Source organism: Pacificimonas sp. ICDLI1SI03 (assembly GCF_054740865.1).
The window spans coordinates 486,631-504,225 of sequence record NZ_JBSQAU010000002.1 but is presented as its reverse complement, the minus strand read 5'-3'; the positions used below and the strand labels follow the sequence as shown (position 1 = coordinate 504,225).

At 60.5% G+C, this 17,595-nt stretch carries 14 protein-coding genes and 2 riboswitches; of the genes, 10 read left to right on the top strand and 4 right to left on the bottom strand.

Annotation, left to right across the window (positions count from 1 at the left end):
* The first annotated feature begins 179 nt into the window (after nucleotides 1-179).
* From ACSMXM_RS14365 to ACSMXM_RS14335, 7 genes are all read left to right on the top strand, one after another.
* On the top strand, nucleotides 180-1,400 hold the full coding sequence (locus tag ACSMXM_RS14365; protein WP_460317060.1) for an SDR family oxidoreductase: 1,221 nt from the start codon (nucleotides 180-182) through the stop codon (nucleotides 1,398-1,400).
* Complete coding sequence (locus ACSMXM_RS14360) at nucleotides 1,397-3,172, top strand: YbhB/YbcL family Raf kinase inhibitor-like protein (RefSeq protein ID WP_460317058.1); 1,776 nt, start codon at nucleotides 1,397-1,399, stop codon at nucleotides 3,170-3,172. The genes ACSMXM_RS14365 and ACSMXM_RS14360 overlap by 4 nt, the downstream gene beginning before the upstream one ends.
* A 186-nt stretch (nucleotides 3,173-3,358) precedes the next feature.
* Entirely contained in the window at nucleotides 3,359-3,679 is a 321-nt protein-coding gene (locus ACSMXM_RS14355; protein ID WP_460317056.1) for a hypothetical protein, read from the top strand.
* Between the two features lie 72 nt (nucleotides 3,680-3,751).
* The gene (locus ACSMXM_RS14350) at nucleotides 3,752-5,872 is read left to right on the top strand and encodes a TonB-dependent receptor (RefSeq protein WP_460317054.1); all 2,121 of its coding nucleotides are present in this window, start codon (nucleotides 3,752-3,754) and stop codon (nucleotides 5,870-5,872) included.
* Entirely contained in the window at nucleotides 5,869-7,266 is a 1,398-nt protein-coding gene (locus ACSMXM_RS14345) for a PepSY-associated TM helix domain-containing protein (protein ID WP_460317052.1), read from the top strand. The genes ACSMXM_RS14350 and ACSMXM_RS14345 overlap by 4 nt, the downstream gene beginning before the upstream one ends.
* Before the next feature lie 363 nt (nucleotides 7,267-7,629).
* Nucleotides 7,630-8,922 carry a tyrosine-type recombinase/integrase gene (locus ACSMXM_RS14340; protein WP_160683793.1) on the top strand — a complete coding sequence of 431 codons (1,293 nt, stop codon included), beginning with the start codon at nucleotides 7,630-7,632 and terminating at the stop codon, nucleotides 8,920-8,922.
* 383 nt (nucleotides 8,923-9,305) lie between these two features.
* Nucleotides 9,306-10,244 (top strand): HEPN domain-containing protein, encoded by a 939-nt coding sequence (locus tag ACSMXM_RS14335; protein WP_119587875.1) that lies wholly within the window; start codon nucleotides 9,306-9,308, stop codon nucleotides 10,242-10,244.
* A 367-nt stretch (nucleotides 10,245-10,611) separates the two neighbouring features.
* Here ACSMXM_RS14335 and ACSMXM_RS14330 read toward each other — a convergent pair whose 3' ends face one another.
* Nucleotides 10,612-10,863 carry a hypothetical protein gene (locus tag ACSMXM_RS14330; protein WP_460317050.1) on the bottom strand — a complete coding sequence of 84 codons (252 nt, stop codon included), beginning with the start codon at nucleotides 10,861-10,863 and terminating at the stop codon, nucleotides 10,612-10,614.
* Between the two features lie 62 nt (nucleotides 10,864-10,925).
* On the opposite strand from ACSMXM_RS14330, the gene ACSMXM_RS14325 reads away from it, so the two are divergent.
* Nucleotides 10,926-11,683 (top strand): IS5 family transposase gene (locus ACSMXM_RS14325; protein WP_160683796.1). Its coding sequence is split into 2 segments (ribosomal slippage): nucleotides 10,926-11,262 and nucleotides 11,262-11,683, totalling 759 coding nucleotides; the frame shifts between segments, so codons are not numbered across the junction.
* Between the two features lie 208 nt (nucleotides 11,684-11,891).
* Nucleotides 11,892-12,092: riboswitch (cobalamin riboswitch) on the bottom strand.
* A gap of 103 nt (nucleotides 12,093-12,195) precedes the next feature.
* Here the strand turns inward: ACSMXM_RS14325 and ACSMXM_RS14320 are convergent.
* The 3 genes from ACSMXM_RS14320 to ACSMXM_RS14310 are packed head-to-tail and all read right to left on the bottom strand — an operon-like array spanning nucleotide 12,196 to nucleotide 15,624.
* A complete protein-coding gene (locus tag ACSMXM_RS14320) occupies nucleotides 12,196-13,125 on the bottom strand; it encodes a cobalamin-binding protein (RefSeq protein ID WP_037447548.1) in 930 nt (309 codons plus the stop codon).
* A 1-nt stretch (nucleotide 13,126) separates the two neighbouring features.
* Nucleotides 13,127-13,681, bottom strand: coding sequence for a hypothetical protein (locus tag ACSMXM_RS14315; RefSeq protein WP_051749615.1), 555 nt, complete (start codon nucleotides 13,679-13,681; stop codon nucleotides 13,127-13,129).
* A gap of 11 nt (nucleotides 13,682-13,692) precedes the next feature.
* A complete protein-coding gene (locus tag ACSMXM_RS14310) occupies nucleotides 13,693-15,624 on the bottom strand; it encodes a TonB-dependent receptor plug domain-containing protein (RefSeq protein WP_037447551.1) in 1,932 nt (643 codons plus the stop codon).
* 176 nt (nucleotides 15,625-15,800) lie between these two features.
* A riboswitch (cobalamin riboswitch) is annotated at nucleotides 15,801-16,032 on the bottom strand.
* A 1,106-nt stretch (nucleotides 16,033-17,138) separates the two neighbouring features.
* Between ACSMXM_RS14310 and ACSMXM_RS14305 the strand changes: the two genes are divergently transcribed.
* Together ACSMXM_RS14305 and ACSMXM_RS14300 are read left to right on the top strand one after the other, a co-directional pair.
* On the top strand, nucleotides 17,139-17,393 hold the full coding sequence (locus tag ACSMXM_RS14305; RefSeq protein ID WP_119587909.1) for a helix-turn-helix domain-containing protein: 255 nt from the start codon (nucleotides 17,139-17,141) through the stop codon (nucleotides 17,391-17,393).
* Nucleotides 17,390-17,557, top strand: coding sequence for a hypothetical protein (locus ACSMXM_RS14300; RefSeq protein ID WP_158586864.1), 168 nt, complete (start codon nucleotides 17,390-17,392; stop codon nucleotides 17,555-17,557). Before ACSMXM_RS14305 ends, ACSMXM_RS14300 begins: the two co-directional genes overlap by 4 nt.
* Nucleotides 17,558-17,595 lie beyond the last annotated feature (38 nt).

The following is a 17,595-nucleotide window of genomic DNA, read 5'->3' as shown; positions in this document are numbered from 1 at the left end:
CGAGGATCAATTTCTAGGCCCTGCAATGGTTAAGCAGGGTCATTACGGAGCCGTCGGCTCTGGCCAAGGCGATCCATTCCCCTCATATTTACATAGGTTTAGTCGGAACAATCCGTCCGTGGTCCCGTTGCTGGATCAGGTCCCCCCGTGGCCGTCAGATCAGGATTAGGAGCCGGCGCATGAAAATTTCCCTGAAACCCCTCTCTCAGCAGACGATGGTCGTGACCGGCGCGTCGAGCGGAATCGGTCTGGCCACCGCACTTCGTGCCGCTGAGGCGGGAGCCAATCTTGTTCTTGTTGCCCGCAATGAGGAAGCGTTGAAGGATGCCGCCGCCCGCGTTGAGGCCGCCGGAGGGCGCGCGGTATATATCGCCGTCGACATCGCAGAGGACGGTGCGGCCGAGCGCATCGGAGCCAAGGCTGAGGAAGCCTTTGGCGGCTTTGACACCTGGGTGAACAATGCCGCCGCTGCCGTCTATGCGCGGATGGCGGACATGACGATGGAGGAGCATCGCAAGCTGTTCGACACGGGCTATTTCGGCACGGTGGCAGCGTCCCTTTACGCCGCCGAGAAGCTGCGCGGGCGCGGCGGCGCGATCATCAATGTCGGCTCGATCCTTTCCGAACGCGCGATCCCCATTCAGGGCGGCTACAGCGCCATGAAGCATGCGGTTCTAGGCTTTACGGACGTGCTGCGCATGGAACTGGAGGAAGAGGACGCTCCGGTTTCCGTCACGCTGATCAAGCCAGCCTCCATAAACACCCCCTATCCCGAACATGCGCGCAACAAGATGGACAAGCCGGCACGCGTACCGCCGGTTCTTTACGATCCGCGCTTGGTGGCAAAGGCGATCTGCTTTGCCGCAGAACATCCCAAACGGTCGCTGACCGTCGGCGGCAATGGCTTCGCGATAACGAAATTCGGCAACGCCGCACCGCGCCTGACCGACAAGATCATGGAGGCGCTGTTCATGGAAAAGGGCCAGTCCACTGATCAGCCGCCGGCGCCGGGCACGCGCGATAACCTGTTCGAGGCGCGCCGGGATGGCCGCATCGAAAGCAATCAGGACGTCTATGTCCGCCGACAGAGCATGGCGCTGGAAGCACAGATGCATCCATGGCGCACCGCCGGAATATTAGGCGCCGCCGGACTGGCGGCCGGGGCGTTATGGTTCAGGCGTGGCACCAAGAACGGAAATGATGACACCCGCAAGACAGCGGATCGTACTCGCAATACAGAACGCAGAACATTTACGCCTGCCCCACCCGCACGCGCGCATCAGCCGGATGGCACCGACTCCTCCGCCTCCTTCGCAGCTGGAATCGCCGACGAAGCGACGATACCGGACGAACTGCCGCGCGACGTTCCCGCAGCATCGCAAACGGCGAAGCCTTCATGAAGGTCTCTGCACTCCTGACCGCTGTTGCCGTGTCCTTCGTGGCGACATCGGCCGTGGGGCAATCCGCCGGAGGAGAGGTGGAGCCCGGCCCAGAGGCAACCATCCTGGGTCATGTGAACAAATTCCGGCAGGCTGATCCCGACCCGCGCAGCCTGAAGGTGCCGGAAGACTTCAAGGTCGAACTGGTTGCAAACGATCTTGGCAATGCGCGCATGCTGGCAATTTCTGACGAGGGGCGCGTTTACGTGACACGCCGCACCGAAGGTGATGTCCAGCTATTGAGGGACCGGGACGGCGATGGCGTTTACGAGGGGAAGCAAACCGTCGCGTCGCGCCCCTATATGCATGGCATCGCCATCGACGGCAGCACCATGTACCTGGTCACGATAAAGGAACTGTACCAAACCGATATCGGCCCGGATGGCAGGTTGGGGCCGCTACAACTGATCGTCGACGATCTGCCAGACGCGGGCCAGCACCCGAACCGGACGCTGGGCGTGGGACCGGACGGTCGCATCTACATCTCGGTCGGTTCTACCTGTAATGCCTGCGCCGAAAACAATCCTGAAAACGCGACGATCGTCAGGATCAGAGCCGATGGCTCCGGCCGACAGATATTCGCCTCTGGCCTGCGGAACACGATCGGTTTCGACTGGAATCCCCGCAATGGCGCGCTGTGGGGTCTGGATCACGGGATCGACTGGCTGGGCGACGAAGTGCAGCCGGAGGAGGTCAATCACATCGTTCAGAATGGCACCTATTGCTGGCCCTATGTCTGGGGTGCGGATGGTGAAAACCCGCAGGATTATCCCCCCGGCGGCCTGACGATGGATGACTGGAAGGCGATCAGCACGCCGATGGTGCTGGGCTACACCGCCCACGCCGCGCCAATGCAGATGGCGTTCAATCGCGGCACGAACTTTCCTGTCGACATGCAGGGCGATATCTTTGCCGCCTATCGTGGTTCCTGGAACCGCGAAGCACCCGCCGGATATGAGGTCGTGCGCATTCGTTTTGGCGAAGATGGCCAGGCCCAGTCGGCGGAGCCGTTCCTGACGGGCTTCCTGCAGCAGATCGAGGGGGAGACGGCGTGGACGGGTCGTCCGACGGGTCTCGCCTTCGCACCAGATGGAACCATGCTGGTCACCGATCCAGAGAACGGCGCACTTTACCGGATCAGCTATGCCGGCGGGAATGCCGCCGCGACACCGCTGCGAAGCGCGGAGGTCAGTCCGGCGGACCGGCCGCAGCCGCTTGCGCTGGAACGAATTTCGGCAGGCGCCGCAGCCGACATGCAAGTGAAAGCAAGTTTTACTGAGGGCGACGCAATTCCGCGCGCCCATTCCGCCTATGGCGAAAACATCTCTCCCGCGCTCAGCTGGACCGAGGGACCTGCTGGTACGCAAAGCTATGCGATCATCGTCGAGGATCCCGACGCCGGCACGCCTGCCCCCATCGTCCACTGGCTGGCATGGAATATTCCGGCGGACGTGCTTCGCCTGCCCGAGGGCATGGGCGGGGGACCGCAGCTGACCGACCCCAAAGGCATGCGTCAGGGGATTACGGCTCGGGGTTCACTGGGCTGGTTCGGCCCCCGCCCCCCGGCAGGGGATCCACCGCATAATTATCATTTCCAGATTTTCGCGCTCGACCGGCAACTTGATCTTCTGCCGCGCGCGGGGCGCGATGAAGTGATCGCAGCCATGAAGGGACATGTGCTGGGCAGGGGCGAGCTGATCGGTACCTATGCCCATGGGGATGCGGAGCCATAACTTACGCGCGGGCGGGGCCGTCGCGGCCGACCACGGAGGTAATGCCGCCCCCACCCCGCCTGTGGCGATTATCCCCAATGACAGTGGCGGGCAAAGAAGCTATCGGCCCCGCTCGTGGGAGCCGTACGCCGCCTTTTCTTACGTAATCGCCGGCTCGCTGCGCTTGTTTTTGGCGCAGCGCTGCTGATGAAGGTGCTGGTTCCCCCCGGGTTCATGCCCGGCAGCGCGAATGGCATGATGCTGATCCAGCTTTGCACCGGCCAGGGCGTCGAAACCGCCCTGATGGCAATTCCCGGCAATCATGACGAGGGCGAGCACAAAAAGACCGACATGCCATGCGCATTTTCGGGCCTTGCGACGCCGTCGCTCGCCGGTGCCGACCCCGTCCTGTTGGCCATCGCAATCGCCTTCATCCTGGCGGCCGGGTTTCGCGTGGCCGCGACCCCCCTGCTATGGCGCGGCATTCAGGTCCGCCCCCCCTCCCAAGGGCCGCCCGCACTCATCTGATCCTTCTTAAAAAAAAGCCGAAATGCGCCCATGCGCCGCCGCGGCGGTGCGTGGGCCGGATCAGGATATATTATGTTTTATTCAGCAATTCGCGGGGCGTTAACGTCCCGACCCTTGTGTTCTGTTGCCGCAATCGCGACCGTCCTCCTGTTGTCCGCACCAGCCTGCGCCGATGATGCGGACTCTCCGGACACGATAATCGTCACAGGCACGAAATCCGGCTTTGGCGAGAAGTCCGGTATCCCCCTCGACCGGATGCCGCAGAGCGTACAAGTTCTTGATGCCGACGACATCATCGAACGCGGCGCCCGCAGCATAGAGGACGCCCTGCGGGCCGTTCCCTCCGCCACCGTGGCGCGCAGCCGCATTGGCGGCTTTGGCGGCAATACGCTTCGGATACGCGGGTTCGCCGCACAACAGATCCGCAATGGCATGTTTCAGCGCTTTTATGACGGTACGGACCCGTCCGCCCTGTCAAACGTCGCCCGCATAGAGGTGCTGAAGGGGCCGTCGGCAGTGCTCTATGGCCAGTCGGGCGTCGGCGGCATCGTTTCCATCATCACGAAACAGCCAACCGAGGAGTTCGGTGGCTATGTCGCGCTGACGGGGGGAAGTTTCGATCAAAAGCAGGCGACCATTGATGTTGGCGGGCCTATCACCGACACGCTGGGCATCCGTTTGACGGGAGAGATTGAGCGCTCAGGCTCCTTCACCGATTTACTGGACGTCGATCGTGAAAATTTGGCGCTGACCTTGGCATGGCAGCCCAGCGAGGGCGTTTCCACGCACCTGGTTGCCGAATATCTTCACCGCAAGACGCTGAATAATCCCGGATTGCCGACAGTCGGGACCATCATCAGCAACGGCGTGGCGACTGTCGACCGGTCGACATTCTTGGGCGAACCGGATTTTTCGCTGCAGGAAAATCATGCACCACTTGTACAGTTCTGGGCGGATATCAGCATGGGGGGCAGTTGGACGCTGACCCCGCGCCTGCAATATAGCGAATGGAATAATAAGGCGCGGTCGACCACGCTGCTGCCGTCCAGCCAGGACGATCCGACGCTGATCCCGCGCGTTGGCCGCAATGCTGGCGAGAACGACAAATTCTACCTCGCCCAGCTCGATCTGGCGGGGACGGCCCAGACCTTTGGCATCGCACACAGGTTGCTGTTCGGCGTGGAATATAATCACGATCAGGTGCCGTTCCGCATGTCCGCCACGGTTCCCTGTGGCATCGGCCCCATCGACGCGTTGGACCCGGCCTATGGCTGCGGCGCGCCCACCGGCAATTTCGGCTTCGTTTCAGAGGCGGTGCTGGATGGCTTCAGCTTTTATGCACAGGATCAGATCGCGCTGACGCCTGCATGGGACGTACTTGCCGGAATACGGCATTCCGTCTCCGACAATCATAATTATTTCAATGGCTCGCCCAGCGGCTATGCAGAGCTGGCCAACACCTCCTGGCAATTGGGAACGACCTTTGCGCTGGGCAGTGGCCTGTCGCTGTTCGGGGGCTATAATACCGGCTATGATCTGAGCGCGGTGACCGGGCTGCGCAGCACGGATGGGTCCGCGTTCCAGCCGGAAACGTCCGACCAGGCAGAGGCCGGGTTTCGCCTGTCGCGCGACACCGTACAGGCCAGCCTGTCCGCCTTTCGCATGCGGCGCAACGACATCGGCGTTCCCGACCCGGACAATCTGGGATTCCAGATCCAGGAGGGGCAGTTCCGCGTGCAGGGCGTAGAGTTCGAGGGGGAATGGTCGCCAATGCCCGGCTGGTGGCTGCAGGGCGGATATGCCTATCTGGACGCAAATGTAACGCGTTCGACCGATCCGGCGATTGACGGTGCACGACTGGCCGAAACGCCGGAACACAGCGCAACCGCCGCAACCCGCCTGTCGCTGGGACTCGTCGAATTGCGTGCGGCGGCCAATTATGTCGGTGCGCGAAAAATGGTCAATGGCGGCACGGTCACGCTGCCCGACTATATCACCGCCGACCTGGGCGCGGGGACGGAATTCGGCCCGGTCAGGGTCGATGCGACCCTGACCAATATCTTTGACGAGACCTATTATTACAGCGACAACCTTTCCCGCTATTCATTGGGGACGGAGGACCGCGTATTGCCGGGCGAGCCGCGTACCTTCAGCCTGCGCGTTGCGTACCGCTTTGGCGGCGATCGGTCATGAAGGCCGGGCGCCTTTATCCCACCATGTGGCGCTGGCATTTCTATGCCGGGCTGTTCGTCATTCCGTTCGTCCTGCTATTGGCAGTGACGGGCGGGTTCTATCTGTTCAAGCCGCAGATTGAACGGTGGGAGGAGCGCGCCTATCGGGACCTGCCCGTTGCAGAAAATGTCCTGCCACAGGAACAGCTGAACACCGCATTGGCGGCATTTCCGGGGGCGCGGTTCGACAGCTATCGCCTTCCCCGGCAGGCAGGTGATGCTGCGATGATTCATCTGGCCATGCCCGACGGTCGTTCGATGCGCGATGTCTTTATCTCTCCACAAGGAGAGCTGCTGGGCAGCATGGACAGCCAGTCCCGCATCATGGAGGTGGATAAACGCATCCACGGACAATTGCTGATGGGCGCGCGGGGCAGCTGGCTGGTGGAACTGGTCGCTTGCTGGGCGATCTTCCTCATTCTCTCCGGTCTCTATCTGTGGTGGCCGCGCGACCGCATGTTCGCTGGCGTGATCTGGCCGCGACTGAAGGGTCGGGGGCGGGTATTGTGGCGGGACCTGCATGCAGTCACAGGGTTCTGGATTTCCGGCCTGGTGCTGGCCCTGCTTATTACCGGTCTGCCCTGGACGAGCATATGGGGCGGCGCCTTCAGCAGCATCCGAACCGAACTTGGGCTTGTGAAGGGCGCGCAGGAATGGACCCTCGGCGGCGAAGCTGCGACTGACGAGGGGCCCCGGCCACCGGTCGTCGGGCTTCACCCGCGACACGACCATGCAGCCATGATGGCGATGATGCCGCCACCGAATGCCGCCGATGCAAGCGCCAGCATCGACCACATGGTGGCACGGGCGAGGGAGGAAGCTCTCGCCTTTCCCGTCATCATCACGCCGCCCGGCGCCCCCGGCAGGTTTGGCGCGCCCGGACCCATGGCATGGACGATCCGTTCCGATGCCGCGGTTCCGCCGCTGCGAACAAATATCACCTATGACGCGGCGACGGGGCAGGAAATTTCGCGGGACAGATTTGCCGACAGCCACATCATCGATCGAGCCGTCGGATATGGCATTGCATGGCACGAGGGACAGTTGTTTGGCTGGATCAGCCAGGCCGTGGGTGTCATCACCGCCACCGGCCTGATCCTGATGGCGGTCAGCGGATTCGTCATGTGGCGCCGGCGCAAACCGGCAGATGCCCTAGGGGCGCCTTCGCCGTCCGCCCTGCCCGCGCGCATGGGCGGGGTCGCCGCAATCCTGTTGTTTCTGGCCGCGCTACTGCCGCTGCTGGCCCTCTCCCTGGCGGCGTTGTGGTTCTTCGAACGACAAGCCCTCCCCCGCATGCCCCGCCTCGCCCGCTGGCTGGGTGTGCTACCGCGTAGAAGCGCCGCTGTGGACGACTGATCCGGCGACACGCGCAGCGAATCGGCAGCGCCTGACGGCGACGTCTCGCGAATTTTGTGAAACTGGAGCGGGCGAAGGGATTCGAACCCTCGACCCCAACCTTGGCAACTGCCTCTCGGCATTTTCGCTATCGTTTTCGTATTCAGTAAAATCTACGATATTCCAGGCAATATCAATTGCTTGTTTCTCACATCGAGTCCCCATTGGTACGCTGCGATTTCCGGCGGTTTCCCTCCTACTGCTTCCCCCCTGCTTCCCCGGCCATGCTGCACCTGTGTGGGGAAGCAAATATCAAGCGCGTGGGCCACCGGAGCGCAGGAGCAACTTCGAAAGGAATGACAACTCAAATCAAGGACAAATCGCATGACCAGACTAACTAAACGCACCGTCGAGGCGCTCAAATCCAACCGAGAGCGCGACACCTTTCTTTGGGACAGCGAACTGCGCGGTTTTGGCGTTCGCGTTAAACCCAGCGGCACCAAAACATTTATCATCCAATATCGAAACCAAGAGGCGAGGACCCGTCGCTGTGTTATAGGCCAATATGGTGTTCTGACTGTCGAGCAAGCCCGCGACCTCGCCCAAAAGAAGCTCGCCGCTGTGATCGACGGGGCCGACCCATCCGCCGAACGGCACTCGGTCCGTACGGGGCTGACAATCGCAGCAGTTTGCGATTGGTATCTTGCCGAGGCCGAATCCGGTCGGCTGATCGGACGAAACCGCCGCCCCATCAAGGCGTCATCGGTCGCAGGTGATCGAAGCCGTATTGAACTCCACATTAAGCCGCTGATCGGCAATCGCGTGGTCAGCCAATTGAAATTGGCAGATATTGAACGCTTGCAAGGTGATATTGCGGCTGGTCGAACCGCCCGAGCGAGGCGCACAAGCCGAGGTGGGCAAACGGCCGGCGGCTCAGGCGTTGCTGCCCGCGCCATCAGCACGCTTCGCGCTCTACTCAATCACGCCCGCCGCCTCGGCATTATTGAGGTTAGTCCGGCAACAGGCGTGCGCATCATGGCCTCGCAGAAGGTGAAGCGATATCTGAGCGCTGGCGAAATCCGTCACCTTGGCAAGGTGATGACGCAGATGGAACGCGAGGGCGAACACCCGGCCGGCCTCGCTGCGATCCGCGTCATGCTTCTCACCGGTTTTCGCCGCACGGAAGTGCTGGCAATGCGCAAGGCATGGGTTCAGCCCGACGACAATCTCGTCCGTTTTCCGGATACCAAGTCCGGTCCGCAGATCCGCGTGGCCGGAGACTCAGCAATGCACGTGCTGGAGGCTCAGGCTTTGTCCAGTCATTCGCCCTTCATCTTCCCGGCGGATTGGGGCGATGGGCATTTCGTAGGCGTCGTTCGGGTGCTGGGCCGAGTCTGCGCGCGTGCAGGCCTGGACAAAGTGACACCGCACACCCTGCGCCACAGCTTTGCCAGCATGGCAGCGGCGCAAGGTTTCAGTGAACTGACCATCTCGGGCCTACTCGGTCACGCCCCGCGCGGCGTAACCCAGCGCTATGTGCACCTGGATACCGCGCTCATCATCGCGGCGGATCAAGTGGCGGCAGAGATTGCGCGACTATTGGACGGTGGCGAGTTGCGGAGCGTGCGGGAGATCAAGCAAGCGCGCACACTGGCAGCTTTGCGTGCAGTTGCATGACGCCTACTTGGCTAAGATTGCCCAAAAGTCAGATTGAAAAACTGCGGTAGCTCGTGGATAGCGCTCCAAATCAAAGCCCGTCTCCAGAAATGGGGATGGGCCTTGTGGATAAGCCTGTGGTCTGTTCGGACTATCAGGAACCGGGATTCACGGACTATCAGGAACCCAAAGCTCGGACTATCAGGAACCGAAACAGGCCTCAAACCCGCAGAAATGCTTGGCTCCAGCATCCCTTAACAATGCTAACGACAATCCTTCTCGGATTGTTGCTAACACTAGGCACAGCGGCGCGCGGCTCCTCAGCGCTTTGGGGTGCGCCGTCACTGCGCGCCTTATGCACTCGGCAGGTGCAAGCTTCGCGGCTGCTTGCTAGAGATTAAACGATGAAGACCGACCTCGATCATCTTCCCCCGCAAAAGCAGCGCGAGATCGAGCGCGTCGTGCAGCTTATCTTCGAAGAATTCGACGATGCCTTCGCGCTCGCTAAGCATGAGTGGAAGAAGGCCGGGCGGATACTTAAGGTCATTCTTTACGGCAGCTATGCTCGCGGGACCTGGGTCGACGAGCCTCACACGGCCAAGGGATACCGCTCCGACTTTGATCTTCTGATCATCGTCAACGACAAGCGACTCACTGACAGGGTGAAGTACTGGGCGAAGCTCGATGACCGGCTAATGCGCGAATATGGCGTTACCGGTACGCTCCAGACGCCGGTCAATTTTATCGTGCATACCCTGCAAGAGGTGAATAACGGGCTGGCACATGGGCGCTACTTCTTCATGGATGTGAAGGAGGACGGGGTTGCGCTCTACCAATCCGACGACACCGACCTGCATACGCCCAAGCCGAAGACGCTGGAACAGGCGCTGGCGATGGCTCAGGAGTATTTTGACGAGTGGATGCCGTCAGCCGAGCAGTTTCTCATCCAGGGGAACGAGGCCACGAAAAGAGGCTGGAACAAGAAAGCAGCGTTTGAACTGCACCAAGCGGCTGAGCGCCTTTATCACTGCGTTCTGCTCGTTTGCACCTTCTATACGCCGCATAACCACAATCTTGCATTCCTGCGCACCCAGGCTGAACGGATCGACCCGCGTCTTACTTACGTCTGGCCGCGTGAAACGAAGCGTGATCGCGCACGCTTCGAGAAGCTCAAGGAAGCTTACGTGAAGGCGCGCTACTCGAAGCACTACCGCATCAACAAGGAAGAACTCGATTGGCTCGGTGAGCAAGTCGAAGAGCTGGGTCGCGTCGTCCACGATGTATGCACAGAACGCCTCGAAAAGCTTCAAGCCGATGCCAAATCGTGCCCGGATAAGCAGTAGACGCCGATTTGATTGGCCGGCAGCTTATCGATCTGGCTTGCCGGAAGCAGACCTTCGGCTATCGACCCCATTTCGGTGGTAGCAGCGCATTCGACCTATCGCCAAAAGCGGTCGTTCATGAAGAACCGGTTGTCGTTGGTAACGCGCCTCAATCCCAGCCATTCTGGTACGAGATCTGAACGCCCAAAAACAGTTGATCGTATAGCGGCAGCTACGCGCTACACTCTCCGAGACACAACAAATCGTCGCGAAAAATTCAGAATGTCAGCGGTCGACAAAAGGGCGGTCGCGAACCGCAGTCGAAAACGGCGCCGGGTTTAAGCCAGCGCCGTTCATCGTTCTCATTCAATGCGAAGTGGCCTGAGAATCAACCGTTGCATGAATACTCAAATTGCGCCGCGAAATAACCGGCGTTCTGGATTATGCGAATGACGTTGAAAGATGCCAGACCGCCATTCGAAGCACAGATGTTTTGCGCACCTTGCTCGGCCGCAGCTATGGCCTGTCCCACTTCGGGTAGAAATGGCCCGATATCCGTTTGCTGAGCAACCGCGGCAGAAGAGCCAAATGCGATTGCAGCCGAGAGTGCCAGAACCTTCGTTTTAGGGTCCGGACCCATAAACGGGATTCACAGCAGCATCGAGATGTGATTCACCTGCCTCCAGTGAGGAGGTGTGGTGGATGGCGGATTTCTTCTGGTTTTCGGATGAGCAGTGGGCGCGGATTGAACCGCTTCTGCCGCAGGATACGCGTGGTATGCCGAGGGTCGATGACCGTCGGGTGCTCTCCGGGATTGTCCATGCTCTGAAGAGCGGCGGTCGCTGGGGCGATTGCCCGGAACATGTCTACGGTCCGAAGAAGACGCTCTACAACCGCTTCCGGCGCTGGGCCGAACGCGGCGTGTGGGAACGGATCTTCGCCCAGCTCGCCGGGGTCGATGGCGTCCCTGAAAGGCTCTTCATCGACAGCAGCTGCATCAAGTTCCACCGCACCGCCGGCGGCGCAAAAGGGGGGCCTTGGCTCATGGTATCGGCATCACCAAAGGCGGACGCAACACCAAGCTCCATGCCGTCTGCGACGAGAAGGGCCGCCCGCACGTCCTCCTGCTGACGCCGGGCAACACGCACGATGCCAAGGTCGCTATCCAGACGATCAATGCCGTACCGCCATCCGACTATCTGGTCGCCGACAAGGGCTATGACAGCAACGCTTTGCGTTCCTGGCTGATCGAACGCGGCACCACCCCGGTCATCCCGTCGAAGTCCAACCGCAAGGTGCAGATCGAGCATGACCGGCAGATATACCGCCAGCGCAATGTCGTCGAACGCATGTTCTGCCGCTTCAAGGACTGGCGCCGCGTCGCCACCCGCTTCGACCGCAATATCAAGACCTTCATGGCCACCATCGCCATCGCAGCATTCGTCACATGGTGGCTCTAATGAGTCCGGACCCTAGTTTTGAACATGGCATTTTCTCCGTGGGCTCTGAGCCCTTCACGCCGATATAGTGGCTTGGATCTCCGGACCTCGGCCGAGCAGCCTGGTCAACGGACGCGATACGCCGACCGGGCGTGCTCGGAGCAATCCAAGCCGCTTATCGTCGCTCCGATGAAAATGATTCCGCGCCCGACCAATCCCATGAATCAGGCAAGAGCGACTCGCTCCGGTCGGTCTCCTGGCTCGCGGGTCATCACTTGAAATACACCTTCCCGAACCAAACAATCAGTCCAGTGGTTGCGGAGTGACCCGCCAGTATTTCTCGCTCGCCGCTTACAGTTGCAGGGACAGCCGCAGATTTGACCTTGGAGGGCCTCACTGTGTTCCCGTTACCGGTGCGAACTTGAAGCTGAATGCGCGCAACTTTGCATGCAGCTGATTTTGAGTATCGGTACGCAGCTTTGAAAACAAGGGCTGATGCGCTCGTTTCGCGTCGAATAGCGCGAAAAACATCGTCAAACCCCATCGATGGAGATCCAATCCCGTCCCATCTCCAATGCCTGTGTTGGCGTCGCCCCAACCAACTGCGCGATCAGTTCAGCCGACTCGACGAGTCGTGGGCCAGGACGATTGAAAAGATGGTGGCCATCAACGGCAAAGACCTTCCCTTTGCGAACCGCGGTAAGGTCTTTCCAACCGAAGTGGTCGACGAGCGACCCCAGATCGGCGAGCGTTTGTGGCAACAGATATCCGCAGGGCATCGCAACGATCAGATCGGGATCGGCGGCAATCAAGTCGTCCCAATTCAGCCACGAGGAATGTTCTCCGGCTCGCGCGAACAATGGGTGACCGCCGGCCGCCTCGATTAGTTCGGGTACCCAGTTTCCTGCGGCCATCAGCGGATCGATCCATTCGATCGCGGCGACACGCGGGCGATCCATCCTCTCCGCGCTACTTCGGGATAGCCCTGACATCCGCTCCTTCAAGTCACCGACGACCGATGATGCACGCTCGGGAATTCCCGCCGCTTCGGCGACCTTAGCGAAATCGCTCCATACATCTTCCAATGTATCGGGTGCCAGCGACAGCAGCGTCGGGGCGGTTCCGATCCAGTCGCCGAGTGCTTCTTCCAGATCGGCAGGGGTGACCGCGCAGACCGCGCATTGCGATTGGGTCAAGATGAGGTCGGGCCGCAAGTCCCGCAGAAGCGCGGTATCGACTTCGTATACCGACAGTCCTTGCCTCACGATTTCCTGGATCCGGTCGTCGATCTGCCGCGACGTCAGTCCTTTCTCGAGTCTGGTCGACGTGACGACCGGCAATGCCTTTACGAAAAGCGGATAATCGCATTCGTGCGAGCGACCGACGAGGCTCTCTCCCAATCCGAGTGCGACGGCGATTTCGGTCGCGCTCGGCAGGAGGGACACGATGCGCGGCTGCGCCATGTCAGGCGAACCGTATTCGCGGAGAAGGTCCGAATAGCGTGGGAGCGGCTCTGGCGAGGAGCCAGGACGCCAACAACAGTCCTGCGAACCATAATGCATCGTTCGCGAAGATCTGTCCCACGATCGCCATCGTGAAAGTCTCTGTCCCGCCTACCACCAAAGCAAACCCGAATAGCGCAGCCTCGTAAACAGCGAAGCCGATCAGAAAGGCGCCAAATGTCCGAAGGGTGCTCAGCTCGTTTTGTTCTCCCATGATGATGGCACCGGCGAGCATGGCGAGAATAGATGCGATGCCCAGCGCACCGCCCCAGGCGAACGCATATCCCGTGTGCGGGTAGCCGAGGACGGTGAACCCCAGCAACTGGTTGGTCGCCCAGATCGCGAGGATCGTCGTTAACGCGAGCGAGCGGCGCATGGTCGCGGCGGTCACGATCGTAACAGCCACGAACGGCATCATGCAGGCGGCAACCAGCGATCCGCCCACCGTCGCCAAGGCAAGTGTGACAGGCCATGCGAACCTCGCAATGTCGGACTTTGCTATCATTTCATCCGTCATCGAAATTCTCCTTAGAAACGCGCGCGCGCGCCAATGGCGAACGAGCGTCCGGGCGTCGCGAAACTGAAGACATCCTCGTAATCGGCGGCCGTCAAATTCTCGACTCGGCCGAACAGCTCGACATTATCCATCACCCTCACGTCGGCGTTGACGTTCAGCAGAAAGTAGTCGTCCAGTTGCACGCGAACCGGCACGAACGAGGGATCGATGAAAGCGCTGTCGATCGTCTCTCCATTGTAGCGCGCAACGAGCGTGACCCCTCCGGCATCCTTGGGAGCGCGCCAGTCGACAGCCAGGCTGGCGGTATGGGAGGGCCGCCGCACTTCGCGCGCGCCATCCTCGTGGGAACGCAGATAGGTGTAGGCTCCATTGACGCGCCAAGCTTCCGCGAAGCGCGCCTCGCCGAACACTTCGACGCCGTTTCTCTTGGATACGGTATCGCGATTGCCAGGGCTGGCGACGAAGTTCGGGGGCGGAAAAGAAGTGAAGATCTCTTCGTCCAGTTCGCTCTCGAAATAGGTGACCCCGATTGAAGCGCGCTCACCGAACAGCGACTGGTCGATCCCGATCTCCCATCCGCTCGACTTCTCGGGCCTGAGGTCGGGATTGCCGATGAAACGGCCGTCCACGAACCCATATAGTTCGTAGAACGAGGGGTTCTTCACCCCCGATCCGACGGCCCCGCGCACTCGCGTAGCCGCAGCGATCCGATAGCTCGCCTGAAGCCTGTACGTGGTTGTATCGGCGAACTGGTCGTTCCAGTCCCTGCGGATGGATGCGGACGCGCTCGCTCGGTCTCCGAGATCGATCGCATACTGGCCGACGAGACCGACATTGTCGATCTGTCGGCGACCGGTGAATGCGAAGCCGGTCGGATCGGTGTTACGGAAGCGTTCGCGTTCGACATCGAGAGCCGCCGTGACCCGGTGGGTCAGACCGCCAGCCTCGATACGCAACGTCGTATCGTAGGACCCTTTCAACCTCTGGCCCTCGCTGCCATAGCTGCGTCCAGTCGAAGCGAAACCGTCGCGCCGGGTATCCGCGATCTGGGCCGAAAACGCTTGGGTCCAGCGATCGTCGAGCAAGTCTAGCTCGCCCCTGATGAGCACATAGATAGCCTCGTTCTCGAAGCGGTTGCCGGGGCTATCGACCTGGAATCCGAAGGTCGGACTTCCCGGATCGGAATCGCTGTCGTTGAATTCGGCATTGGTGCGCGCGTAGCGTAATACACCAGTGAGGCGTGCATTGGTTGATGGCGCGAACGTCGTCTTCAGCGACACCGCACCACTGTCGTTCGCAAGATCGCGCGTGCCGTTCCGGGCGCCTGGCGTGCCATCGGTGGTATTGAGTGTGGCGGACAGCGCGTAGTCGAGATCGCCACTATATCCAGCGATCCGGGCAGCACCGTTCACCATGCCGAACGAACCGGCTTCGATCCGCGCGACCGCCCCGGGCGCATCGCGGCCGTCGAGAGTGATGTACTGGATGACGCCGCCGATCGCGTCCGACCCGTAGATCGCGCTCTGCTGTCCGCGCAGCACCTCGATCCGCGAAGCCTCGTCGGCGATAAGCGTTCCGAAATCGAACTCGCCGGCATAGGGATCCGACACCTCGATCCCGTCAACGAGGACGAGCGTATGGTTGGCTTCAGCACCGCGCAACCGAAGCTGTGTCTGACCGGGAACCCGTCCGACCGCGACCCCTGGGACGTCGCGGAGCACGTCGGACACCTCGCGGACTTGCCTCCGGTCGAGGATTTGCTCGTCGAGGACGGTGACCGATCCGCCGATCCGGTCGAGCGGCATGGGATCGGTGGCGCGGTTCCCGGTGACGACGATCGAGGTGTTGGATGTCTCTGGATCGGCAGCGGGATCGATGGTCTGAGCGAGCGATGGAGCCGGCAGAAGCACGGAAGACAGAAGCGACAGGTGAATGTATTTCATGAGAACGAATTTCCGGGGCGCCGGGCGACTTGGCCGGAGCGTCCGCACGAGTGCGGTCGACGAGACTGCTAGGGACGGACGCGTGCATCCCCCGGCAGTCCTGCCGATGCGGCTCCAACCGCTACTCGTCGCCCGGACGAAATTCGTTTCGCGCCTGGCCAATCCCATGAGCCCGGCAAGAGCGACACGCGCCGGTCGGTCTCCTGGCTCACGGGTTGTCGCACGAAACATACCTTCCCAGACGACAATTGCCGCCCAGTGGTTGTGGAGCCAACCCCACCCATGTTACGCGCTCGCCGCTTACAGTTGCAGGGACAGCCGCAGAATTGGCCTATCGAGACCTCACTGCGTTCCCGTTACCGGCACGCTTTATCGACATTTGATTCTGCCGACGCTCGTCTCATAGACTTTGGTCGAATGAGCGGCAAGCGCGCAGTTCCAGAGCAACGCAGCAAGACGATGGTCGCCGTTTTAGGGGGTAGGTGAACTTAATCCATCGTATCTGTTTAGGTCACCAACTGAAATGCCCAGATGTTGATCCGTCGACCTTTGGATTGGCACCAGCTTTCGCTTTCGTCTGAGATCGATTCTCAACCCTTTCTTAAATATCGCGAATGGTGTCGGAAGCCGTACGGCAGCATTTTAGTTTCTAATGCGCAAGCCGGACAGATCGCATACGGTCCAACTTCGTCGCCGGTTCAATGTCCTCTATATTGAATGCGCGGCCTAAAAGCCGACCGTCGCACACCCACCCTAAACCACGACATTAAAGCGTCAACATTATTGACCCAGAAGCTGACACATAGGCCGTCCACGAGCGTGGCTGCAACCAATCGTCGAGTATCCCGTGTGCGCTCGTAATCCGAATATCTGGCGCTTGGTGTGCGATGATCGCGTCGTTGCGCTGCCTTGGCGTTGCATCATTTAGCGACGCTCTTAGACACTGCCGCTACAGAAACTTTGCAGCTTGGTTGCTAATCAGAAGCACACTCGCAACGCTATCACTGCAGGTCGCTGGCAGCGCCGGATACAGTCGCGATGCACTCCGCTTGCAGGCGTAATCGGCGTGGGGTATTTGTCCGTAAGCGTCTGATTTGAAGAAAGAAAATGAGGGCGAGATAAAAGCGCCGCCGTCGGTCGGGGCGCAGGTGGTTGGTTTCGTTCAGTAATATGCGACGGCACCCATATTGCCCCTGCGGCGCTCATTTCAAAAAGTTCTTTGCTATCAAACAGATTGGCGACGGCGCTTGGCGTTCTGCGCTGTTTTCGTTCGGTAACCCGCTTTCGCCCGGACGTCCTTCGCCGTCCCGATGAGCATCGGTGCATTTGACTGGAGTGCTTGCCCCCACGCCTCTGCGCTGCGGCGAAAGAACGACAGCTGCGGCGTAGGAACGTCATGTGGCGCAGGGTGCCCTAATCGATCGATACTCAGTGCTGATGGCGGGCCGGCCTGTTCCCTCCATGCTTCCCAAGGTCGGTCCGTCATCACCCGAAAGATGAAAGGATCGACGGCTATGCCATCTGCGAGCACGACAGAGCATCCTTGCGAGCAATGCGGGCCCCAGGCCATCGAACCGATCGCCATGCGCGTACCCGAAGCCTGTCGCTATCTCGGGATCGGACGCAGCACACTCTATGTGCTCATTTCCAGAGACGAGATCGAGATCATCAAGATGGGGAGCGCAACCCTCGTGCTCACAGCCAGCCTGCGCTCGCTGGTTGAGCGGCTACGTCGTCCTGCCGATCAGGTACCGGGGACCGCTATATGATTACGGCGCATCCTGACTTGCTGAAAGCTGTGGTGCTTGCCGCAATCGTGAGCATGCCAGATCATTCCAAACGTCAGCTGGTCTCGAAGATCAAAGCGCGGCGTGCAAACGCAGAAGAAGCGCTGGCCGCCAGATTGGTGATTGCGCTTTCGCAGCGATCCTAGGCTCTCTGGCTATGGCAGCTACGCGCCCCAACTTCGGT